This window comes from Candidatus Foliamicus sp., from assembly GCF_965221325.1.
In the GTDB taxonomy this organism is placed as follows: Bacteria; Pseudomonadota; Gammaproteobacteria; order Steroidobacterales; family Foliamicaceae; genus Foliamicus.
In genome coordinates this window covers 444402-466109 of sequence record NZ_OZ244880.1, presented here as the reverse complement: position 1 = coordinate 466109, position 21708 = coordinate 444402, and the positions used below count along the sequence as shown (strand labels likewise).

General features: G+C 61.3%; 20 protein-coding genes. 13 read left to right on the top strand and 7 right to left on the bottom strand.

Features of this window, described 5'->3' with window-relative positions; translation table 11 throughout:
- Window positions 1-168 precede the first annotated feature (168 nt).
- The 7 genes from ACWCOO_RS02150 (at window position 169) to ACWCOO_RS02120 (ending at window position 6366) form a co-directional block, all read left to right on the top strand.
- Window positions 169-1947, top strand: a complete 1779-nt coding sequence (locus tag ACWCOO_RS02150; RefSeq protein ID WP_446831331.1) for a thioredoxin domain-containing protein — start codon at window positions 169-171, stop codon at window positions 1945-1947.
- A gap of 47 nt (window positions 1948-1994) precedes the next feature.
- Entirely contained in the window at window positions 1995-2498 is a 504-nt protein-coding gene (locus ACWCOO_RS02145) for a VOC family protein (protein ID WP_446831330.1), read from the top strand.
- 119 nt (window positions 2499-2617) lie between these two features.
- Window positions 2618-3409 (top strand): prolipoprotein diacylglyceryl transferase, encoded by a 792-nt coding sequence (lgt, locus tag ACWCOO_RS02140; RefSeq protein ID WP_446831329.1) that lies wholly within the window; start codon window positions 2618-2620, stop codon window positions 3407-3409.
- Between the two features lie 3 nt (window positions 3410-3412).
- Entirely contained in the window at window positions 3413-4207 is a 795-nt protein-coding gene (locus ACWCOO_RS02135) for a thymidylate synthase (RefSeq protein WP_446831328.1), read from the top strand.
- 27 nt (window positions 4208-4234) lie between these two features.
- Entirely contained in the window at window positions 4235-5179 is a 945-nt protein-coding gene (locus ACWCOO_RS02130; protein WP_446831327.1) for a DUF1838 family protein, read from the top strand.
- Window positions 5176-5547, top strand: coding sequence for a Co2+/Mg2+ efflux protein ApaG (gene apaG / locus ACWCOO_RS02125; protein WP_446831326.1), 372 nt, complete (start codon window positions 5176-5178; stop codon window positions 5545-5547). The genes ACWCOO_RS02130 and apaG overlap by 4 nt, the downstream gene beginning before the upstream one ends.
- 15 nt (window positions 5548-5562) lie before the next feature.
- Complete coding sequence (locus ACWCOO_RS02120; protein ID WP_446831325.1) at window positions 5563-6366, top strand: symmetrical bis(5'-nucleosyl)-tetraphosphatase; 804 nt, start codon at window positions 5563-5565, stop codon at window positions 6364-6366.
- On the opposite strand, the gene rsmA is transcribed toward ACWCOO_RS02120, so the two are convergent.
- From rsmA to ACWCOO_RS02100, 4 genes are read right to left on the bottom strand one after another with little or no spacing between them, the layout of a single operon-like run.
- Window positions 6367-7122, bottom strand: a complete 756-nt coding sequence (rsmA, locus tag ACWCOO_RS02115) for a 16S rRNA (adenine(1518)-N(6)/adenine(1519)-N(6))-dimethyltransferase RsmA (protein ID WP_446831324.1) — start codon at window positions 7120-7122, stop codon at window positions 6367-6369.
- The gene (gene pdxA, locus ACWCOO_RS02110; protein WP_446831323.1) at window positions 7119-8147 is read right to left on the bottom strand and encodes a 4-hydroxythreonine-4-phosphate dehydrogenase PdxA; all 1029 of its coding nucleotides are present in this window, start codon (window positions 8145-8147) and stop codon (window positions 7119-7121) included. Before pdxA ends, rsmA begins: the two co-directional genes overlap by 4 nt.
- Window positions 8099-9427 carry a peptidylprolyl isomerase gene (locus ACWCOO_RS02105; protein WP_446831322.1) on the bottom strand — a complete coding sequence of 443 codons (1329 nt, stop codon included), beginning with the start codon at window positions 9425-9427 and terminating at the stop codon, window positions 8099-8101. Before ACWCOO_RS02105 ends, pdxA begins: the two co-directional genes overlap by 49 nt.
- A gap of 38 nt (window positions 9428-9465) precedes the next feature.
- Entirely contained in the window at window positions 9466-11535 is a 2070-nt protein-coding gene (locus ACWCOO_RS02100; protein WP_446831321.1) for an LPS-assembly protein LptD, read from the bottom strand.
- Window positions 11536-11878: 343 nt separating this feature from the next.
- Between ACWCOO_RS02100 and ACWCOO_RS02095 the strand changes: the two genes are divergently transcribed.
- The gene (locus tag ACWCOO_RS02095) at window positions 11879-12829 is read left to right on the top strand and encodes a DNA-methyltransferase (RefSeq protein ID WP_446831979.1); all 951 of its coding nucleotides are present in this window, start codon (window positions 11879-11881) and stop codon (window positions 12827-12829) included.
- Window positions 12826-13554, top strand: coding sequence for a PaeR7I family type II restriction endonuclease (locus ACWCOO_RS02090; RefSeq protein ID WP_446831320.1), 729 nt, complete (start codon window positions 12826-12828; stop codon window positions 13552-13554). Before ACWCOO_RS02095 ends, ACWCOO_RS02090 begins: the two co-directional genes overlap by 4 nt.
- Window positions 13555-13957: 403 nt before the next feature.
- Here ACWCOO_RS02090 and ACWCOO_RS02085 read toward each other — a convergent pair.
- Window positions 13958-15033 (bottom strand): IS3 family transposase gene (locus ACWCOO_RS02085; protein ID WP_446831319.1). Its coding sequence is split into 2 segments (ribosomal slippage): window positions 13958-14778 and window positions 14778-15033, totalling 1077 coding nucleotides; the frame shifts between segments, so codons are not numbered across the junction.
- 103 nt (window positions 15034-15136) lie between these two features.
- On the opposite strand from ACWCOO_RS02085, the gene ACWCOO_RS02080 reads away from it, so the two are divergent.
- Window positions 15137-15565, top strand: coding sequence for a hypothetical protein (locus ACWCOO_RS02080; RefSeq protein WP_446831318.1), 429 nt, complete (start codon window positions 15137-15139; stop codon window positions 15563-15565).
- A complete protein-coding gene (locus ACWCOO_RS02075) occupies window positions 15537-18512 on the top strand; it encodes a hypothetical protein (RefSeq protein ID WP_446831317.1) in 2976 nt (991 codons plus the stop codon). Before ACWCOO_RS02080 ends, ACWCOO_RS02075 begins: the two co-directional genes overlap by 29 nt.
- A gap of 77 nt (window positions 18513-18589) precedes the next feature.
- On the opposite strand, the gene ACWCOO_RS02070 is transcribed toward ACWCOO_RS02075, so the two are convergent.
- Window positions 18590-18742: a hypothetical protein gene (locus ACWCOO_RS02070; RefSeq protein WP_446831316.1), complete on the bottom strand. Its 153-nt coding sequence runs from the start codon at window positions 18740-18742 to the stop codon at window positions 18590-18592.
- 81 nt (window positions 18743-18823) lie between these two features.
- Between ACWCOO_RS02070 and ACWCOO_RS02065 the strand changes: the two genes are divergently transcribed.
- Window positions 18824-20260 carry a TM0106 family RecB-like putative nuclease gene (locus ACWCOO_RS02065; protein ID WP_446831978.1) on the top strand — a complete coding sequence of 479 codons (1437 nt, stop codon included), beginning with the start codon at window positions 18824-18826 and terminating at the stop codon, window positions 20258-20260.
- 149 nt (window positions 20261-20409) lie between these two features.
- Window positions 20410-21105, top strand: coding sequence for an N-acetylmuramate alpha-1-phosphate uridylyltransferase MurU (gene murU, locus ACWCOO_RS02060; protein ID WP_446831315.1), 696 nt, complete (start codon window positions 20410-20412; stop codon window positions 21103-21105).
- Here the strand turns inward: murU and lipB are convergent.
- Window positions 21030-21647, bottom strand: a complete 618-nt coding sequence (gene lipB / locus ACWCOO_RS02055; protein WP_446831314.1) for a lipoyl(octanoyl) transferase LipB — start codon at window positions 21645-21647, stop codon at window positions 21030-21032. The two genes, murU and lipB, sit on opposite strands and share 76 nt — an antisense overlap.
- Window positions 21648-21708: the final 61 nt, after the last annotated feature.

Here is a 21708-nt window from a genome sequence, read left to right as displayed (position 1 = left end):
AACGGCGATTCGCAGTCAAGGCGCGCTCCCGGCGCTCGGCAAGCTTTGGCATTTCGCGCCGCACAGCGCGCCAGGGGCTCAACGAGCGATGGCAGGGTAGCGCCTCAGCGGTCGCCGCGCGGACGATTCATTCATAATGCGTCCTATGAAGCAGGCTTCGATAGAGCATTGAATCGGCTCGGCGGGCAGAGCAGTCCGTATCTGCTGCAGCACGCGGACAACCCGGTTCACTGGCATCCCTGGGATGCGCAGGCGCTGGGCGCGGCGCGCGAGGCGCAAAGGCCTGTTCTGCTGTCGGTGGGCTATTCGGCTTGCCATTGGTGCCACGTAATGGCCCACGAATCGTTCGAGGACGAGGCCACCGCGGCAGTCATGAACGAACTGTTCGTGAACGTGAAGGTGGATCGCGAAGAACGGCCCGACCTGGACCGCGTTTACCAAACCAGCCATCAGTTGCTCACGCGCAGGACCGGGGGCTGGCCGCTCACGGTGTTCCTGACCCACGATGAATTGCTGCCGTTTTTCGCCGGCACCTATTTCCCCAAGGCACCGCGCTTCGGCATGCCGGCCTTTGCCGAGCTGTTGCGCAACGTGGCCGCCTATTACGCAGGAAAGCAGGACGAGGCACGCAGCAATGGCCGCGCAGTCAAGGAAATGCTCGACCGCATCGCGGAGCCGGTGCCGCGGCATGACGGAGAGCTCGACGAAGGCCCGTTGAATGCCGCCGTCGAACAAATGCAATCCGCGTACGACCCCGTTCATGGCGGCACTGCCGGCGCACCCAAGTTTCCGCGGCCGGCCGACATGGAGCTGCTGATCCGGCGGGCCGCCCTGCCGGACAGCGAGTCCGCCCGCAACATGCTGGAGGCCACGCTGGACGCGATGGCCGGCGGCGGGCTGAACGATCACTTGGCCGGCGGGTTCTTTCGCTATTCGGTGGACGCGCGCTGGGAAATCCCGCACTTCGAAAAAATGCTCTACGACAACGCGGCGCTGTTATCGGCCTATTCGCTGGCTTTCCAGTTCACGGGCAAGCAGCGCTATGCGGAAGTGGCGAGCGCAACGGCAGACTGGCTGCTGCGCGACATGCGCCACGCGGAAGGCGCGTTTTTCGCAGCTCTGGACGCGGACTCGGAGGGCGAGGAAGGTCGCTACTACCTCTGGACGCCAAGCGAAGCAAAGTCGCTGCTTGGCGATGACGCCTACGCAGGCTTCGCGGCGCGCTATGGGCTGAATCGCGAGCCCAACTTCGAGGGCAGTAGCTGGCACCTCGTGGAGCAGCCGAACGGCGCAGACGACGCATCGCTCAAGACAGCCCGGGAACGGCTGCTCAAGGCGCGCGGCCGGCGCGAGCGTCCGCTGCGCGACGAGAAGCTGCTGACTTCCTGGAATGCCATGACAGTGCGCGGTCTGGCGATTGCCGGACGTTGCCTGCAGCGTCCCGACCTGAGCCAGGCGGCAGGCCAGGCCGCCGACTTCATCGCCGCGCGCCTGGTGAGCGAAGGACGGCTGCTGGCCTGCTGGACAGCAGGGCGCACGGGCGGCGAGGGCTTCCTCGACGACTACGCGTTCCTGATCGACGCGCTGGTGGAAATCGGCGGCGAGCGGCTGAAGGCGGCGACAACGCTGGCAGACAGAATGCTTGACGGCTTTGAAGATCGCGAGCATGGCGGCTTCTTCTTCACCTCTCCCGACCACGAGCGGCTGATTCATCGCCCCCGCTCGCTGTCGGACGACGCGCTGCCATCGGGAGCCGGGGTAGCGGCGCGGGCCTTGTCGCGGCTATCGCGCGCGGTTCCGGGGCCGCGCTACGCGGCCGCCGCGGAAGGCGTCCTGCGGGCGGGTTGGGATGCGATGAGCCAGCATCCGCTGTCGCACACAGCGCTCTGTCTGGCGCTCGACGAGTGGCTGCGCCCGGACGCCTGCCAACTCGACGGCACTTGCTAGCCCAAGCCGTGGTATAACCGTTCGCCGCCAACAAGGGAGATCAAACCATGAATTCAGCGCCTCGCATCCGCAATATCGTCAAGCGCACCACGCTCATCGTGCGCGACATGGAAAAAAGTCGCCGCTGGTACGAGCACGTGCTCGGCATGTCCACCTGGATCGACATGCCCTACACGCTGTCCGGCAAAGGTATCGCCGCCGGCAAGAAGGGCGACGTGACGCACCTGGTGATCATGAAATGCGATGACCCGCGCATCGGCATGATCGGCCTCCTGCAGTGGGTGGACCCGCCCCTGCCGGCGCCGGAAATTCCCACCTCCGTGGGTTACGGCACGCCGGTATTCGTGGTTGACACGGAGGATGCAGCGGAAGTGGCGCGGCGCGCGGCGGAGCTGGGAACGCGGGTGCATACGCCGGAACGCACGTTCAGCGTGCGCGGATCGCGCGGCGAAACGCGGCACCTGCTCGGCTGCGCGATATTCGATCCGGACGGCTATTTCTACGAGTGCAACCAGGTGCTGCGCATCGACGATCCGGAAGACGCCGCATAGCGTTAACCGGCCCCAATACGGAAACCGGCACACCTGACCCGGCGCTCGCGCACGCCGGCTGTTCGCTGCGCCACTCGCGCCACTGAGCAAACGGCGTCCGCTGCGCTAGACTTCACCCAATGATCGAATATCCGGGATTCGATCCAGTTGCGCTGCGCATAGGGCCTCTGGCTATCCGCTGGTACGGCCTCACGTACCTGCTGGGCATCATGGCCGCCTGGTGGCTTGCGCAACGCCGCAGCCGGCGACCCGGCAGCGCGTTCACCCCGGTCATGGTGCAGGACTTGATCTTCTACTGCTTTCTGGGCGCGATTGCCGGGGGGCGTTTGGGCTACATCCTGTTCTACGGCTGGGAGCAGGTGCTTGCCGATCCGCTCTACGTCGTGCGCATCTGGGAAGGCGGCATGTCCTTCCATGGCGGACTGCTCGGCGTGTGCGTGGCCGCCCTCATGCTGGCGCGTAAGTACTCAACAACCTTTGTGAACATCGCGGATTTCGTGGTGCCCCTGGTTCCGTTGGGGCTGGGCGCCGGGCGGATCGGAAACTTCATCAATGGCGAGTTGTGGGGCAAGCCCAGCGATGCGCCCTGGGCGTTCGTGGTGGACGGCGTGGGCCGTCATCCCACGCAGCTCTACGAGGCGTTACTGGAGGGCGTGGTGCTGTTTGCTGCGCTTTGGTGGTACACCCGCGAGCGCCGTGCGGATGTCCCACCGCAAAAGTACGGCGGCGCCACCGGCCTGTTCCTGGCCGGCTACGGAATTTTTCGGTTTCTGGTGGAGTTGCTGCGCTTGCCGGATGCGCACCTGGGCTACCTGGCCTTCGGCTGGGTAACCATGGGACAGCTATTGAGCCTGCCCATGATTGCCCTCGGTCTCTGGCTGCTTGTCAGGCGCGCTCCGCGCCCTGCCTGAGCCGTGCGTCAGTACCTGGATCTGCTGTCCGAGGTCCTGGAACGCGGCGCGGAACGGCGCGACCGCACCGGCACCGGTACGCTGGCGCTGTTCGGCCGGCAGTTGCGCTTCGACCTGGCCGATGGCTTCCCCATGCTGACCACCAAGAAACTGCCCCTGCGGGTGATTGCCGTGGAACTGCTATGGTTCCTGCGTGGCGGAACCAACGTCAACTGGCTGCAGGAGCGGGGTGTGAACATATGGAACGAATGGGCCGACGAGGACGGCAACCTGGGGCCGGTCTACGGTGCCCAGTGGCGCGCCTGGCCCGACGGCAACGGCGGCGCCATCGACCAGGTGGAACTGGCGCTGAAGACGATCCGCGAGAATCCGCACTCGCGGCGCATCATCATCAATGCCTGGAATGTGGCCCAGCTCCCGCACATGAAGCTTCCGCCCTGCCACCTGCTGCTGCAATTGCATGTGAGCGGCAGCCAACTCTCCGCTCAGCTCTATCAGCGCAGCGCCGACTTGTTCCTGGGGGTGCCCTTCAACATCGCCTCCTATGCCTTGCTGCTCAGCATGATGGCCGAGCAGACCGGCCTCGCACCCGGCGAATTCATCTGGACCGGCGGCGACTGCCACCTTTACAGCAACCACCTGCAGCAGGCTCGCGAGCAACTGCGCCGCGCGCCGCGCCCACTGCCGACGCTGACCATCAGACCAGGGCGGCAATCCATCGACGACTACCGCGAAGACGACTTCGCGCTGCATGGGTACGAACCCCATCCGCATATTCCGGCCCCGATTTCCGTATGAGGCCGCAACACCACAAGGAGAAATGCCATGGGCATGCGCACAGCCAACCGAAATAACACCGACCTGGAACGCCGCGCACTGCTGAAGGGCCTCGGCGGCGGGGCGCTGGGAGCAACCGCCCTGGCCGCATGCGCGGGAGAACAGCAGCGCGTACCCTTGGATCTGAACGATCCCGTGGCGCGTCTGCGCGCCCGCGTCAAGACCTTTGGTTCGCTGGCCGAGGAAACCGTGCATCGGGTTTCGCGCGGGCATGTCTGGGCTTATTTGCATACGGGCAACCTCGAACCGCTGTTCAGCATGATCAACTACAACGTCACCCGCTGGCGGCAGTTGGAAGAGAACCTCTACGGCGCCACAATGAACGAGGTTGCGCTATTCACGAAGTTCGACACCGATGAGGTGATCACGCACTGGGACAACCCCTATACCGGCGAGACGGTAGAAGTGCAGCAGTATCTGACCGGACCGATTTCGATTGAGAACGGGCTGGAAGGCACGGTGACGGACGAAACCGCCACCATCAAGCCGCAGAACATGCAATGGTGGGCGGTGGGCGGCAAGCTCTACATCCCCATCCAATCGCAGTTCGCCTTCCCCAATCCGCTGCGCCCGGAAGTGTGGCCCAAGGCGTCGGTGGGGCCCACCTTTCACTGGGACTCCTTCATTTTCTTCGCCGCCGACATCGCCGACCTGGAGAACCCGGAACTGAGCATGGCGCCGTCCATCAGCCATTACCAGGAAACTTTGAACTGGAATCCCTGGATGCTGATGGGTCAGCGCCCGGGGCGACAGCTATCGAGGGGCTACGGGTGCAAGTTGCGCGGGCTGGACGAGATGCCGGCCAATCTGCGCGCCCGGCTGGAGGAATACGCGCCGGAAATGTTCGACCTCGAGAACTGGACAGAGGTGAAGGACGATATGCGCGAGTTCATGAAGAACCGCACTCCCGCCACAGTCGAGACCGAGGAATGATTTCCGGCGAGCAGATTCACATCGCGGTGGAGCCCGCGTACCTGGGGCAGGACGCGCAGGGAGCGCGCCACGTGTTCAGCTACACCATCACCATCCAGAACCGCGGCCAGGAACCGGCTCGCCTGCTGACGCGCCACTGGATCATCACCGATGGCAACGGGCGGGTGGAAGAGGTGCTCGGCGACGGCGTCGTGGGAGAGCAGCCGCGGCTGCGCCCGGGAGAAGAGCACCGCTATACCAGCGGCGCGATCATCGACACGCCCTTCGGCACCATGCAGGGCAGCTACGGCATGGTTACCGACACGGGCGAAAAATTTTCGGCGACCATCCCGCTGTTCCGGCTGCAGGCCCCCGGCGTTCTTCACTAGCCCCCGTTAAAACCGATGGCGGTTTGGGCGGTAGGCGACGTGCAGGGCTGCCTTGAGCCGCTGGAATCGCTACTCCAGCGCATTGCTTTCGATCCGGCGGCTGACACCCTATGGTTCTGTGGCGACCTGGTCAACCGCGGGCCCGACTCCCTGGGAGTGCTGACCCGAGTCCGGGAACTCGGTGCCGCCGCTGTGACTGTGCTCGGCAATCACGATCTGCACTGGCTGGCCGGCCATCTCGGGAGCGAGGATTCCGACATCAGGGCGAAAGCCGATTGGCTGCGCCGGCAACCGCTGGCGCACTACGACGAAGTGCTGGATTGCCTGATGACGCACGCCGGCGTGTATCCGGGCTGGGACCTGGAACAGACTCTGGCGCGCGCCCGCGAGGTGGAACAAGCGCTGCGAGGCCCCGGTTGCGAGGCGTTTCTCGGCGACATGTACGGCGATGCGCCCAACCGCTGGAGCGACGATCTGAATGGAACGAGGCGCTTGCGGACGATCGTCAACGCGCTCACCCGCATGCGCATGGTGGATGAGCGGGGGCGCATGGACTTCGCGTTCAAGGGCCGGCCCGGCGAGCAACCGCCCTACTTGGCGCCCTGGTTCGCTCGTCCCTCGCGGCTGCCGCTGCGTAGCCGGGTCGTGTTCGGGCATTGGTCGGCGCTTGGACACTTCCTGACGGACCGCCTGGTAGCGCTGGATTCGGGTTGTGTTTGGGGCGGGGCGCTGAGCGCCGCGCGCCTGGATGGTCATCCACAAACGGTGCGGACGCCCTGCTCGGACATGCGCCGCGCAAAGCAGCCCGCCGCGGGCTGATCAGGCAAGCCGTTCCGACAGGGCCACGTATTGCGCCACGGAAACCTGCTCTGCGCGCAGCGCAGGAGAAATTCCGGCGGCTTTGATGACTTCTTTCGAGGCCAGACCCCGCAGGGCGTTGGCAAGCGTCTTGCGGCGCTGCGAAAAAGCCTGGCGGACCACTTGCTCAAACGCTTCCCGGCTAACGATTCGGAAACGCATCTCGGGAAGCAAACGCACCACCGCGGACTCCACCTTGGGGCGCGGGCGAAAGGCCTCGGGGGCAACCCGCAGGCATATTTCGGCCTGGCAGCGGGCCGCCGCCATGACGGTCAAACGGCCGTAGCGGCGGCTGCCCGGCGACGCACAGAGACGCTCGGCCACTTCGCGCTGCAGCATTACGGTGATATCTCGAAAAACCTCCGCAAATTCCAACAGGCGAAACAGCAGCGGAGTGCTCAGGTAGTACGGGAGATTGCCGATCAGACGCAGATCCGCAGACCCCACCCCTGCGTAGTCGAATTCGAGCGCATCCGCAACGTGAACCGCCAGCCTCTGTGTCGGCCAACGGGCGCGCAGTCCGTCCGCGAGTTTCGCGTCGATCTCCACCGCGTCAACGGTAGCGCCGGCCTCCAGGAGTGGCGCGGTGAGCGCTCCGCGTCCAGGTCCGATTTCCACGAAGCGGTCGCCGCTTCGCGGCCGCGCGAGCTCAATGATTTCGGCAATAGCATGCGGATCGGCCAAGAAGTGCTGGCCAAGCCGCGCCCGACTGGTCATTGCTCCGCCGCGATCCGGCGCCGAGCCATGTCCGCCGCTACAGCAACGGCCTCGAGCAGACTGCCCTCGTCGGCCCGACCCGTGCCGGCCAACTCGAATGCGGTTCCGTGATCCACCGAGGTGCGAACGAATGGCAATCCTAGCGTTATATTCACAGCACGGCCAAAGCCCGCGTACTTGATCACCGGCAGCCCCTGGTCGTGGTACATCGCCAGCACAGCGTCATAGCGCGACAGCACGGCGGGCGTGAACGCCGTGTCGGCGGACAGCGGTCCCGCGACGCGCTCATTGCCGAAATCGGCCACCGCGCGAGCCACAATATCCCTGTCCTCGCTGCCGAGTTCGCCCTGCTCGCCGGCGTGCGGGTTCAGCCCCAGAACCGCCACACGCGGGTTGGCGACGCCAAGATCATGCTCCAGTCCGCGCAGCAGCACCTCCAGCACCGGCCGCAGGCGGCGGCGCGTAATGGCGGCGGGGACCACGCTCAACGGCAGATGGGTGGTGGCCAGAGCCACCCGCAGGGGCCTGGCGCCGGTCTCGCAAGTCAGGAGCATGACCGGAGTGCGAGCGTCCGCAAGGCGCGCCAGGTATTCCGTGTGTCCCATGAAATCCAGTCCCGCCTGCCGCAGCACCGCCTTGTTGATCGGGCCGGTCACCAGCGCGTCGAACTCTTCGCCGAGGCAACCCTTGGCGCCGCGCTCAAGCGCCGCCAGCACGGCAGGAGCGTTCCGCGGATCGGCGCGGCCCGCGGAGCAGGCATGCGGAAGCGGGAACGGGACAATGCGCAGTCCGGGTGAGCGGTCGCCCGGATCGTGGGCAGCCGCCGAAAAAGCGAGGCCGAGCATGCGGGCGCGCGCGCGCAGCACATCCGGGTCGGCGAGCAGCGCCACGTTCAGGTCACGCATCCGCGGGGCAGCCCGGATAACGATGTCGGGCCCCACGCCAGCCGGCTCGCCGACGCTTATCGCGATACGGACTACAGCTTGTATTCCACGTAGGCTTCGGCGCGCAGCCTTTGCAGCCAAAGCTGGGTTTCCTCCTGCACCTTGCGTTCCCGCAAGGCCAGGGCTGCGCGTTGACGGCGCACCTCCTCGCTCACGTCCTGCATGCGCACACCGGAGCGTTCGGCAATATGCCAACCGAACGAACTGCGGATCGGCTCGCTGATTTCACCTTCCTCGAGTTCCGCCACGCCGGCTGCAAAGGCCGGGTCCAGTTCCTGGGGCGAAACCCAGCCGAGTGCGCCGCCCTCGGTTGCGGATCCGGGATCCGCCGAATAGGCCCGCGCCAGGGCCCCGAAGCTCTCGCCCGCCACTATCCTTTCGCGGATTTCGGCCAATTCGCTGCGCGTCGCATCAATGCCGCGAATCTCGTTCGGCTGCAACAGAATGTGTCGCAAATCCCATTGCTCCTCGATGATCGGTTCGCCGCCGCGCACCTCGTCCAGCCGCACCACGTGCACCCCGCTGCCGGTCGTGATCAGTTCGGCCATTTCGCCGGGCTCAAGCTGCGTGACGTGGGCAACGAAAGCGGTCGGCAGCGCGTTGCGCTTGCGCCACCCCAGGCTGCCGCCTTGCAAGGCATTTTGCGCCTCGGAATAGGCAATCGCCAACTCGGCGAAGTTCTCGCCCTCCAGTACGCGCTGGCGAAGCTTCTGGGCGCGGTCGCGGGCCGCATCCCGCTGCCTGGCGGTCGCGTTGAGCGGCACGCCGATGAGAATGTGCGACACGTTGTATTCGCGGTTGGCCGCTTCGCCGCCTTCGGCCCCGCGAAGAAAATCGTCCACTTCGCGGGAATTCAGAAACACCCGCGCCACCACGTCGCGCTGTCTGAGCGTGTCCAGGACTATCTGATTGCGCAACTCCTCGCGGTATCGCGCATAGTCCATGCCCTGCTCAGCGAGAGCCTCGGGAAGTTCGCTCAACGGCACTTCGTTCTGCTGGGCCACGAAATCCAGCGCCCTGTTTACCTGTTCGTCGGAAATCTCGATGCCCATGCGCTTGGCGCGCTGGGTCTGGATTTCACGCAGCACCAGCCGCTCCAGCACCTGCGCGCGCAGAACATTGGACGGTGGCGAGCGCAATCCCTGGGCACGAATATTGGCCCGCACCGCGGCCAGCTCCTGGTCAAGCTCGCTCTTGAGCACCACGCCATCGTTGACCACCGCGGCTATGCCATCGAGCAATTCTCCGGAACGGCTCAACTGGGCGTCGGCAGGCGCGGCGAGAATGCTCGCCAGGAACAGCAAAACCACGCCCTGCAGGCAGCAGAGGGCGCGCGTTGGAGACAGAATTACGAGACGCATGGGGCGGAAAGGGCGCATGGAACTAACAGGCCCTGAACTCAACGGCTGGGGTAGCCGAGCATACCACGCTCGATCATCTGCCTGGCGTCTCCGCCCAGGCTGGCGAGACCCTTGAGCGTCACCTGCAAATACACCGACGCGCCGCCCACGGCCGCATCACGCTCTACATGCCGTCGCCAGAGCAGGGCCACGGCGATGCAGCAGGATTCGTACTCGAATCCCAGGTAGCGCTCCAGTTCCACGTTCTCGGCAAACGAGTAGTTGTAGCGCCCCACCGCCGTCCACCGCTCATTCACCGCCCAGCGGAAGGCGAGGTCGAGATTCTCGGTGCGTGCCCAACGGCTGCGATAGGCCAGGCGGACGCTACGCCGCGGGTCCTTGCTATAGACCACCGCCACTTCGGAGCGACTGGCCGCATCGATTTCGGCGTCCCAGAGATAGCGCATGTCCACCCGCCAATCCTTGCCCAGCCCATAGGCAAACTCGGCGATATAGTCCGATGCCGCGTCCTCCTGCGCGCTCAGACCCTCCAGGCTCACCCGGCGGCCCCGGAAGTTGTACCGCTGCCCGAGCGTGAATCGAAGCAGTTCCTCGCCGTCCGAGCTCCGCTGGAGCACACCCTGCATCCCGGCGCTGACATGCAGGGAATCTCCGACGCGATCAAAGCCGAGGTAGCGGTTGGGCCGAAACAATTGCACGTAGTTGAAGTCGGGGATGATGGTGTCGAAAACCGGCAGGTAGTCCTGGCCCACGGTGGGTATGAAACTCAGCATCGCGCGCGGCCGCAGGCTCACGTCCAGGTCCCGCGACGCAAAGCGGCGCCACAGGCTGGTGCTTGCATCCACGCTGGCGACCGGCAGCACCCGGTAGTAGGTATCGTCGATCGGCTGATACGGTTCGGATACGCGATAACCGGTAAGCATCATGGCCAGCGAAGGACTCAGGTCCACCGGGCCGGCGCGGTACCTGGCCAGCAGTTGCGGTTCCAGGTGGACCCGGGCGCCGGAAGTGCGCTCGGAGTGTTCAAACCAGCCGGTTTCCACCCGCAGCCGCGCATCCATGTTGGGCAGCAGGTCCGGCCAGTGCCCCCGCAGCCGGAACTCCGGAATTCGCACATGGGGGCGGAACAGTCGCTCCACATCGGGATGCACGACCTGGTGACCCGATATGCGCACCAGCGCGTCGATGTTGGCGCCGGTGTAGGTGGCCGCAAGTTCCCTGCGCAGGTGGGTCTGAGCCTGCTCCCAGAATCCCCGTCCGATGTCTTCGATGTAGAAGGGATCGGAGACCCAGCGGCCAGTGGCGGTCAGGTTCCAGCGTTCGGAGAGGGTGGCCTGCGTTTCCAGGTCGATGTCGAAACGCGACCGGCCCCGCAGCTTGTCGTTCGGCAAGTAGCCCAGGTTTATTCGGCCCGACGACTTGCGCGCAATAAAGCGGTAATCCGCCTCCGTAAACAAGCCCAGACGCGACATGTAGCGCGGCGTGAGGGTGGCGTCCATGTTGGGCGCAATATTCCAGTACCAGGGCGCTTCCAGTTCCGCGCCGCGGCGGCTGGAACTGCCGATCTCCGGCACCAGGAATCCCGACTTGCGGGTGCCGCGGGCGGAGAAGGACAGCGAAGGCAGGTAAAGGATAGGCACGTCCAGCAATCTCAGGCTCAGTTGCCGGGCCCTGCCGAAACCGCTCTCTTGCTCCACATCAATGGAGCCGGCGCGCAGTTCCCAATGGCTGCGGCCAGGCAGACAGCTTGTGTAGCTGACATCGTCGAGGCGCACGCGACCCTGCTGACCGTCGAGCAGGATCGCCTGAGCGCTGCCACGTACGAGGCTGTCGCGCAGCGCATATTCGGCCGCACTGAAACTGAAGGTTTCTTCGTCGATATCCAGCAGCGCGTCGCTGGCGCGCACCCTCACCGAGTCGCCTGAGTAGGCGACATTTCCCGAAAACTCGAAGCGGTTCTCCTGTTGGTCGAAGCGCGCGGTCCGCACTTCCAGCCTATGGCTGCCCAAACAGAAGGACACGTCGCCCAGAAACTCGACTTCTCCGCCCAAGGCACCCCGAATCCCGTCCGACGTGGTCACAGCCAGCATCGAGCCGGAGCGGCTCATGGCCGCTTCGCAGGCCAGGTCCGCGCTAGGTCGCTCCGGCCAGAGGTCGCTCTGGGCGGGTGCGATACAGACGGCAGCAAGCGGGGCAAGCAATGAGATTGGCAAGCGCGGATTCCTTATTCCGGGCGGCAGTCAATAGCCGCCTTCAGGCCGGTAGCGACACTTTACCCGCGTTTCGGCCGCACGTGCGAATATTCACCGCCGAAGAGCGCTAGCTACTGCCTGCGACTCGAAGGAGAAACACCCGAATGCGGCAACACAAGAGAATGCTATGCTGCGCTACACCTCAGGAGAAAGGAAGCTGCGAACGGGGGCATTCGTTGCACCGCGCCGCCAAGTGAGTATGCAGATGCTTCGAGATTTCATTCCGGAAGAATTGCGCAATATTGCAGATCCGAAAACGGAACTGCCGAAGATCGCGAGAAACCCGACACTTCTGTCTCGCATCGACCAATCCGTTCAACAAGTCCCGACAACTCACGAACTGAGACTGCGGGATGCACGCAAGCTGCGCCTGAAGCCCGACAGCATACATTTGATCCTTACCTCGCCCCCCTACTGGACCCTGAAGAATTACAACGTCCACGATGCCCAGATGGGCTACATCGCCGACTACGAGGAGTTTCTCCGAGAACTGGACAAGGTTTGGCGCCGCTGCTTTAGAGCACTGGTCCCCGGAGGCAGATTGGTCTGCGTTGTTGGAGACGTCTGCTTGTCGCGGCGAAAAAATAACGGCGAGCACTCGGTCGTGCCATTGCACGCATCCATCCAGGAACACTGCCGCAAGATTGGCTACATCAATCTTGCTCCGATCATCTGGTACAAGATCGCAAACGCCACCTACGAGGTGCCTAACGGCTCATCGTTCCTTGGCAAACCTTACGAGCCGAACGCGGTCATAAAGAACGATATCGAGTACATTCTCATGCAACGCAAAGGTGGTGGCTACCGAAAGCCAACTATCGACCAGCGACTACTCAGCGTCATCTCCGATGAGAACCACAAGGAGTGGTTTCAGCAAATCTGGCAAGGGCTAACCGGCGCCTCCACACGGCACCACCCTGCGCCATTCCCGCTGCCGCTTGCTGAACGCCTGGTACGCATGTTCAGTTTTGTGGGCGACACGGTATTGGATCCATTCCTTGGGACTGGAACCACTAGTGTTGCGGCAGCAAAATGGGGCCGCAACAGCATCGGCCTTGAGGTTGATCCCCATTACTTCGAGTCCTGCCGAACACGGATACACAAAGAAACCAGCGGTCTCTTCCAGGCCGCCTCGGTAACGGTCGCGTGACACTCGACGCGCATCTCAGTAGCGCTGTCAAGCAATTTTGGGAGACCCGCGCGAGCCAGCGGCAGCGCCAAGGTTCCATGTCGGGTCAGCGCGATAAAGGCAACCGCACCGCTGTGACCGGCGGCAAACAGCTTGATGGGTTCGTGCTGCTCGTCACGGAGATGTTGCGAGACTGTAGGCTGCCGGATACACATGTCTATACCAAGAAGCGTGACGTCGTATTGCCCGGATATTTCCGACCAACAAAAGAATGGGACTTGGTGGTACTGCATGGCAAGAATCTGGTGGCGACGGTCGAGTTCAAGTCACAGGTCGGTTCGCTTGGAAATAACTTCAACAATCGCGTAGAAGAGGCACTTGGCAGCGCCATCGACCTGCACACTGCTTATCGCGAGGGCGCATTCGCTCCCTCCCCGGCGCCGTGGGTGGGCTACCTCATGATGATGCAGGTATCGAAGGCTGCACTCAGGCCCCTCCGCGTAAAGGAACCGCATTTTCAGGCTTTTAACGAGTTTCGTGACGCTTCGTACGCAAGACGATATGAGATTTTCTGCGAGCGTCTCGTCCGCGAACGGCACTACAACGCTGCATGCTTGCTTTTGTCTGAGGAGGCTTCGGGCCTCAAGGGAGAGTACGAGGAGCCGTCAGAGGAACTCTGTTTCCGGAATTTTGCGGGGTCACTAATCGGCCACGTTGTCGGCACCGTCAAGGCTGCCGGGCAATGAGTGTTGGTAATAAATGGAAATGTCCGGTTTTGGAACAAATATACTCTCCGGTTTGGGGGCAGCCCGTGCCAGTTCGAGCCGTAAATCGGCCTGCTGCATGATCGGATTCGGTGTAACGATCACCGACGTGGCCGCACCGAGTGCAAGCTAGCGGAGTTGTTCAAAGGGATGGCGTTGAGTAAAGACCAACAGCGAGTCTACGAATGGCTGAAAACCGATCTCGACTTGCCAGTTTTTGCCGAAGCGTACAAGGGCGCCGCAATTCAAATGAATCAGAAACCTGCAGGTTACGTTTTATTTGTTGCCCACGCGGGACGAGAATTGATGAACAGCCTTGCGCCGGCTGTTGCTTGTGACCGTTCCCCTGGATCCGAGCCACCCTGGATGTGGGAAATTCATCATATCAAGCTACTTTCTTGGCGAACACCGAGGGGGGCATTCTGCCCACGGATCGGTGAGGCCGGACATGGTTGTAGTGCGTTTGCCAGCGCTTGATGATGGCGCGTGCTTCCGTCAGGCTGCCGAACCAATGTAAGTCCAGGCAGTACTCTCGGAACTTGCCGTTGAAGCTTTCCACGAACGCATTCTGAGTCGGCTTTCCGGGCTGGATGAAGTGGAGCCGCACACCGGTTCGCCGGGCCCAGAAGAACATCGCCTTGGAAGTGAACTCCGGGCCATTGTCGAGCACCAGGGTCCTGGGCAATGGCCGGATGGTGCCGAGCTCATCGAGATACCGGGCCAGGCGGGCGCCGGAGATCGAGGTGTCGACGATCTGACCGACACACTGGCGGGAGAAGTCGTCGATTAAGTTGAGGATCCGGAACCGCCGGCCATTGGCGAGCTGATCGGACATGAAGTCCGCGGACCAGCGCTCGTTCGCCTTCGTCGGCACCGGCATGGGCACTCTGGGCCGCGTGATCTTCTTGCGGCGCTTGGTACGCACCTGCAGGCCTTCCTCGCGGTAGACCCGATACGTGCGCTTGCGGTTGATGACGCGGCCTTCCTGCTTGAGCATCTCGTGCAACGTCAGATAACCGTAGCGGGGATAGCGTTCCGCCAGGACCTGCATCCGGTGACGCAGGTCCGCGTCGTCACGGCCCTTGAGACGATACCAGGCCACCGAACGGGGCAGGCCCACCAGGCGGCAGGCACGTCGTTGACTGTAGCGGCGATCGGTGAGGTGATCCACGGCCGCTCGCCGCTGGGCGACCGTCACCATTTTCCCTGAACCAGCTCCTTCAGCGCCGACTTGTCCAACTCCGCTTCGGCCAACAGCTTCTTGAGCCGGGCGTTCTCGTGCTCAAGATCACGAAGCCGCTTGGCGTCGGATATCTCCATGCCGCCATACTTGGACTTCCAGCGATAAATCGTGTTCTCGACGACACCATACCGGCGCGCCAACTCGCCGACCGGCTGACCGGCCTCGTGCTCCTTGAGGATCGAAATGATCTGTTCGTGCGTATACCGCTTCCGCTTCATCGGGGGACCTCCTTGGGGTCAACATACAAGGAAATCCCACATCCAAAACGGCTCGGATTACAGGGGAACGGTCACTGGCATCCCACGGCATCAAGTTCAATACGTGCAGCTTGTCAACAATTTACAGGATGTCTGGCGGGATGAATGGCGGGGCAGTAATGAGCTTTCGCCTAAAGCGAGGGAGAAGGGACACCTGATATGTCCTGATGCATGCCAACAAGTCTCTACCCTGATTGATGAACACAGGGCTGGCCGCATACGAAGCTCGGCAGCTCCTGGATTGTTCTTCAGCACGTTTCTCGATTACACGGATATAGACAATATTCCCCACAATTTTCTTTCTGAGTGGAAAGCCGTAAAAGACGGATTTTTTCGCTATGTGCATCTTTGCGAAGATCCATTTGATGCAGCAACCGACGCCGCCTTGGTTAAGCACTTCAATTGTCTGCATGGGTATCTCTACATTGCTGCCAGCAGCCAATATGATCGGTTGAAGGAACTCAATGAACTCCTGGACGCCACCAACCGATGAGATGGTAGAAAAAGCACTGGCGTCCGTAATCAAAGAGACGGATCGGCGTTACTTTTTCTCCAAGTTAAAGAATCCACTCTGGGTGGAGCCGCTAAGTAAACGCGGCTACTTTAGCAACCCTCCCGGCTCAAGAAATCTGCCTAACGGAATTAGGCAATTTCCACATTGGCCAGAACTGACCTATTTGGTGGCCATTACGGACGAAGTACCGGACCAAGTGATTGAAATTGTTCTCTCTCTGCCGGAAACAGACAACTCACGGGTCTATAGTGAAGTCCTTGAAATTGCTCTTAAACTCAAGAACCCGCAATCGGCCAAGTTGCTTCCGAAGATTATCGAATACATCAAGCTTGATTATCAGCTTCTCGCTAGCCGTTACGCCGATTTAGTCAAGCATTGGGCCGAGCAAGGCCATATTGACGAAGCGCTTGAAATAGCAAAATTGCTCGTTGCTTTTCGCAAATGTCCAAGGGCGGAGTGCAAGCAACGACTCAGCAAGAAGCAACCAGAGTCCATCAAGACCTTGCCGGAGCCCACCCCTCGCGTTGGCCAATGGGAATATCAGCAAATCCTGGAACGTGGCATTCGTCCCTTAGCTGATCGTGCTCCCTATCGAGTTGCCCGTATCCTGATTGACGCGGTAGCAAGCATGATCCGGCTGGGAATGCACCATGAATATTTCGAAAAGGGTAAAGACGAGGACTACTCGGAAATCTGGTGCCGGAGGCTCGATAAGCAGGAGCGCGACTATCAGGATGAGAGGAAGACCCTGGTGCAGACGCTGACATATGCCTGCGAGCAGGTTTACGAAAGTGCCCCAGAATTCATTGGCGCCCTGGATGAAACTTTGAAAAGACCTCGCTGGAAGGTGTTCAAGCGGCTGCGGCAGCACCTTTATGCATCACACCCAAGTGATCAGACTCTCCAATGGATACGCGAGCAAATCCTTGATCACAATGACTATCACGAGTGGAAGCACCACTACGAATTCCAGTTGATGATCCGCAAGGCCAGTGAGCATTTCGGTCACCACTTACTCAGCGAGCACCAGCGAAAAGGAATTTTCGACGCCATTCTGAGTGGACCTTCGAGGGAACATTTTCGTGAATGGATGGGTGGGCGTTACAGTAAGGAAGCATTTCGGCAGCACCAGCAGTACTTTCATCGCATGCAGCTACGCCCGTTTGCCACACTGCTAAGCGGGCGTGTCCAACGATATTTCGACGAGTTGGAGGGCGAGCCCTCCGCTGAAGCCATTACCGACGATACCTACTTGCCCTACAGCGGTAGCGGAGAAACCAGCGATACGGTCGGCTACCGGAGTCCGAAATCCGCTAAGGATATCGAGAGTCTCACAGACGACGAGCTTCTGACCTATCTGAACGACTGGAATGAAGAGCGTTGGGACGAGGGCAACCGACTGCTTGAAATCAATATAACCGCCTTGGCTGATGTCTTTCAGTCACATTTCAAAGAGAAAATCGCGGCAGAAGGCGGGCGGCTGGACTTCTGGCTGAAAAACCGTGAGAGGATTGCCCGACCGGTCTATGTCGCAGCCATGCTTAAGGCCATGGTTGAACTCATCAAGGAGAAGAATTTCGACAACCTGGACCAATGGATTGCGTTCTGCGGGTGGGTCTTGTCGCATCCGGACACGGCGCGAGAGGAAGGACAGCCCGAGCCGAGAGACGAGTCTCGTGACCATCCCGATTGGCGCAGCTCGCGCCGCGCGGTAGTTGACTTCATAGACGCCTGCGTGCACAAGGAAACCGAAGCGCCAATTACCGCGAGGGGCGGCCTTGGCGATCTACTACAAAAGGCTTGTCTTCGGCCCGACTGGCGGCTCGACCACCCCCGCCCGGTACTGCTGAACGATGACGATCAAATTACCAAGGCTATCAACAATACCCGCAGCAGGGCACTGGAATCCTTGGTCAATTTCGGCTTCTGGATTCGCCGAAAGTCGCCAGAAGATGATTTGCCGGTACCGGAAGTGACCGACATCCTCGCAGAGCGCATAACGCGGGATGCTGAAATCCCGCTAACCCGACCCGAGCATGCGCTGTTGGGGAGGCACTTTGGAAACCTCTGCACTCTCAATCGCGATTGGGCCGCCGAGCAACGAGAAGTTCTTTTCCCGCAAGAAAATGAGTCACTTTGGCTGGATGCCTTTGGCAGCTATATCCGTTTTAACCGCCCCTACAAGCCTGCATTTGGAATTCTACGGAGTGAGTTTGAGTTCGGAATCAAGCACCTGAACATCCTGGTGACCGACAAACGGTTTGAGTTCGAAATCACGCATCTGAACATGCTGGCGCCCAAGGACCTCATCGACAAGTTAGGGCAGCACGTTTTCCTCTACTACCTTTGGGAAATGTACCCACTAACTGGTGATGAGAGCCTGCTTGAACGGTTTTATTGCAGGACCATGGAAGATCGAAAACGCTGGGGGCGGCTCTTCGATTGTGTTGGTCGATACCTGAGATACAACGGTCCGCAATTTGACCAAGCGCTGACGGATCGTATTCTCGCTTTTTTCGACTGGCGCTTCGAAACCGCTGAGTTGCTGGAGCTTCAGGAATTCACCTTTTGGTTGGAAGCCGAATGCCTAAGCTCTGACTGGCGATTGCAGTCATACTTGAAGATTCTCAATCTAGTCACCCAAGAGGAAAAGGACCGGCGCCTTCGCCTTTCTCCGCAGCTATCTCTGCAGGTGAGTTTCTTGCATAAACTGCTTCCGACTCACCAAACACTGGTAGTCGAGTGCTTTGCGAAGATCACAGATGCCATGGACCAAGATACGCAGCTGCACATCTCAGCCAATGAAGCCAAGCCTATCTTGAACGCTGGCTTGACTGCTGAAGATCCCCACGTTCGCAAGAATGCTGAACGTGCCCGAGAAAATCTATTGAAGCTCGGCCGCTTTGATTTTCTGGACGTTGAATGAAGGCAGCCAGGTTACATATGCAAATTAGCGCCACGGCTGCGGCTTGCACCGTCCGGCGGAGGTGTCGCGAAACATGATCATGCGCCCGCCGCCTCTTCGCGCCGTTGCGCGACGACGCGATTCCGGCGCGCCTGCGCAAGCGCGTAGCTCGCCTGCATCCGCATCCAGTGATCGGCCGTGCCCCAACCAATGCTCTCAAGCGCCAGTGACCACGCTATGCCCTCGCGCAAAGCGCGTATGAGGCCGCCGTGACACCACCTGTGACTGCAACGATGCTATACGACCTCGTATCGTGTCCGCATCGCGTGACCATGGATCTCTTCGGTGATCCCAGCCAGCGCGATGCGCCCAATCCGTTTGTCGAAACGCTGTGGGAGGACGGCGCGCGTTTTGAGCGTGAGGTCATGGAAGGCCTTGCCATCCCCTATGTTGATCTGAAGCCGTGCGCCAGTGATGAAAGAGAGCACCGCACGCTGGAGGCGATGGAGCGCGAGGAGCTCCTGATTTACGGGGGGCGCATCCAGGAGGGCGAGCTGTTGGGCGATCCCGATTTGCTGCGCAGAGAAGGAGACGGCTACATCGCAGGAGACGTAAAGTCAGGGAGCGGCGAGCAAGGGTCGAAAGTCGATGCGAAGCCGAAAACTAAATACGCGGTCCAGTTGGGTTTGTATACCGACATCCTGGAGCGTAAAGGGCTCTCAGCGGGACGCCGCGCCTTTGTCTGGGACATCAAAGGGCGCGAAGTGACCTACGACTACACAAAGCCCGTCGGCAAACGCAATCCGCGCACACTATGGGAGGTTTATCAAGAGTGTCTCGAGGAGGCCATGGCAATCGTAAGAAAGGAGGCCGATACCTTGGCGGCCTATGGCAGCGCTTGTAAACAATGTCACTGGTACAACGCATGCCTGTCCCAGCTTTCGGCGGCGGACGACCTAACGCTTATTCCGGAACTCGGTCGCTCGCGCCGCGATGCAATGCGCGGCGCGATCAGCACGATTCACGATTTCGCGGCGCTTGACCCGGCTGAGTATGTGAAAGGCTCAGGAACAGCATTTTCGGGCATCAACTCTGTCATGCTGGCAAGATTCCATGCACGCGCCAAGCTTATTTCTGCGGGCAGCCAGGCGCAACCGTACTTGCGCAAGCCGGTAAACCTACCTCAGGCAAATCGGGAACTGTTCTTCGATATTGAAACCGATCCGATGCGGGACATCTGCTACTTACACGGCTTTGTGGAGCGGCAGAGCGGCGACAAAAGTAACGAGCGCTATGTCGCGTTCTTCGCTGACGAAGCCACTGCGGAAGCAGAGAGACGGGCGTTCGCTCAGGCTTGGGCCTACATGCAGGAGCGGATGCCGTGCGCGATCTACTACTACACCAAATTCGAGCGTACGCTGTACCGCAAATTGCGTGAGAAATACCCGGATGTATGCAGTGAGGAGCAGCTTGAGGCGTTGTTTCATCCGCTTCAGGCAATTGACCTTTACTATTGCGTCGTGTTCAAGGCGAGCGAATGGCCGACGCGGGATTATTCGTTAAAGACGCTGGCCCAATATCTGGGTTTTGATTGGCGCGACACCCATCCTTCTGGCGCTGCATCGATTGAGTGGTTCCATAAGTGGCTGGAAACCGGTGATTCGACTGTGCGGCAGCGAATTCTTGAATACAACGAGGACGATTGCCGGGCGATGCGAGTGCTACTTGACGAGATTGCCGCACTACCGGTCATCCCGGAAGCTGGGTAACGTTGAATCTACCGTATAGCGGGGTTGGGGCCTGATACGGGCATTATTGGTGGCGTGCGGACGGCGTCGGCTGCCCGCGACGCTGGAAGCTGCGAATCAGGAAAAGCTTAGCGGTTACGGCGCAACGGTATAGCGTTATGGGAGAGCACATGCGACACCTACGGATCAGCCCCACGGCGGCGATGATCTTGGCGGCGGGGCGTGGTGAGCGCCTGCGGCCTTTGAGCGACCGGCTGCCGAAGGCGCTGGTGCCGGTGCGTGGCCGGCCTTTGATCGAATACTTGCTGTGCGCGCTGGCGCGGGCGGGAGTGCGGGACGTGGCGATCAACCTTTCCTGGCTCGGCGCCATGATCCGCGACAGGCTCGGCGACGGCTCGGATTACGGAGTCCGAATCCGTTACAGCGACGAGGCCGATTCGGCGCTCGACACCGGCGGCGGAATTCGCAAGGCGCTGCCCTTGCTGGGCGAAAAGCCGTTCTGGGTGGTCAATGCGGACATCAGAACCGATTTCCCGTTCGACAGCGTGGCGCTGCGGCCAACAGACCTGGCATGGCTGCTGCTGGTTGCCAACCCCGCGCATAATCCAAGCGGTGATTTCGGCCTGCGGGACTCTCGGGTGGGAGATCGCGGCCCGCGCCATACCTTCGCCGGAATCAGCGTGATGCGCCCCGCGTTGTTCGACGAAGTTACGGAAGAGCGGTTTCCGCTGGGGCCCCTGTTGCGCAAGGCCGCGACCGCCGGCAGCGTGGCGGGCGCACTATACGACGGCTATTGGGCCGATGCCGGAACTCTGAAGCGCCTGGGGGCGATCCGCGCCGACCCAATGGCCGGTGCCGAACCATAAAGCCGATGGAGCAGGTGCGGCTTTAGCCGTTCAAGAGCCTGCGGCAGTGTGTCCGGCCCACCCAGATCGGCAAAATTGACGATCTTGAGACCTTCGAAGCCGCAGGGATTGATGCGCGAGAAAGGCGTGGATTCGGTGCACACATTGAGCGCCATGCCGTGATAGGAACAGCCGCGGCGCACACGCAGCCCGATCGCGGCGAGCTTGGCGCCCGCCACATAGACACCGGGCGCGCCGGCGCGGCGTTCGGCCGTGACGCCGAATTCGCGCGCGCAATCGATAACTGCCTCCTCCAGGGCGCGGACCAGGGAACGCGGACCCAGTCCGGCGCGGCGCAGGTCCAGCAACGGGTACACCATCAGTTGCCCGGGGCCGTGATAAGTTACCTGGCCGCCGCGGTCGGACTGCTCAACCGGTATCTCGCCAGGGTCAAGAATATGCGCCGTGCTGGCCTTCACGCCCAGAGTAAAAACCGGCGGGTGTTCGCAAAACCAGATCCGATCAGGAGACGAGGCTTCCCTTTCTTCGGTAAACCGCTGCATGCGACGCACCGCGTCCGGCCACGGCAGGCGGTCAAGCCAGCGAATGCGGACGGGAGCTGTC

Bases quoted from the DNA above. Each gene is read 5' to 3' on its own strand.
- ACWCOO_RS02095 (WP_446831979.1), top strand. From the start codon at position 11,879: ATGCAGATGCTTCGAGATTTCATTCCGGAAGAATTGCGCAATATTGCA.
- ACWCOO_RS02100 (WP_446831321.1), bottom strand. From the start codon at position 11,535: ATGAGCCGCTCCGGCTCGATGCTGGCTGTGACCACGTCGGACGGGATT.
- ACWCOO_RS02105 (WP_446831322.1), bottom strand. From the start codon at position 9,427: ATGCGTCTCGTAATTCTGTCTCCAACGCGCGCCCTCTGCTGCCTGCAG.
- lipB (WP_446831314.1), bottom strand. From the start codon at position 21,647: ATGCAGCGGTTTACCGAAGAAAGGGAAGCCTCGTCTCCTGATCGGATC.
- lgt (WP_446831329.1), top strand. From the start codon at position 2,618: ATGATCGAATATCCGGGATTCGATCCAGTTGCGCTGCGCATAGGGCCT.
- ACWCOO_RS02120 (WP_446831325.1), top strand. From the start codon at position 5,563: ATGGCGGTTTGGGCGGTAGGCGACGTGCAGGGCTGCCTTGAGCCGCTG.
- apaG (WP_446831326.1), top strand. From the start codon at position 5,176: ATGATTTCCGGCGAGCAGATTCACATCGCGGTGGAGCCCGCGTACCTG.
- murU (WP_446831315.1), top strand. From the start codon at position 20,410: ATGCGACACCTACGGATCAGCCCCACGGCGGCGATGATCTTGGCGGCG.
- ACWCOO_RS02145 (WP_446831330.1), top strand. From the start codon at position 1,995: ATGAATTCAGCGCCTCGCATCCGCAATATCGTCAAGCGCACCACGCTC.
- ACWCOO_RS02130 (WP_446831327.1), top strand. From the start codon at position 4,235: ATGGGCATGCGCACAGCCAACCGAAATAACACCGACCTGGAACGCCGC.
- rsmA (WP_446831324.1), bottom strand. From the start codon at position 7,122: ATGACCAGTCGGGCGCGGCTTGGCCAGCACTTCTTGGCCGATCCGCAT.
- ACWCOO_RS02075 (WP_446831317.1), top strand. From the start codon at position 15,537: ATGAACTCCTGGACGCCACCAACCGATGAGATGGTAGAAAAAGCACTG.
- ACWCOO_RS02065 (WP_446831978.1), top strand. From the start codon at position 18,824: ATGGATCTCTTCGGTGATCCCAGCCAGCGCGATGCGCCCAATCCGTTT.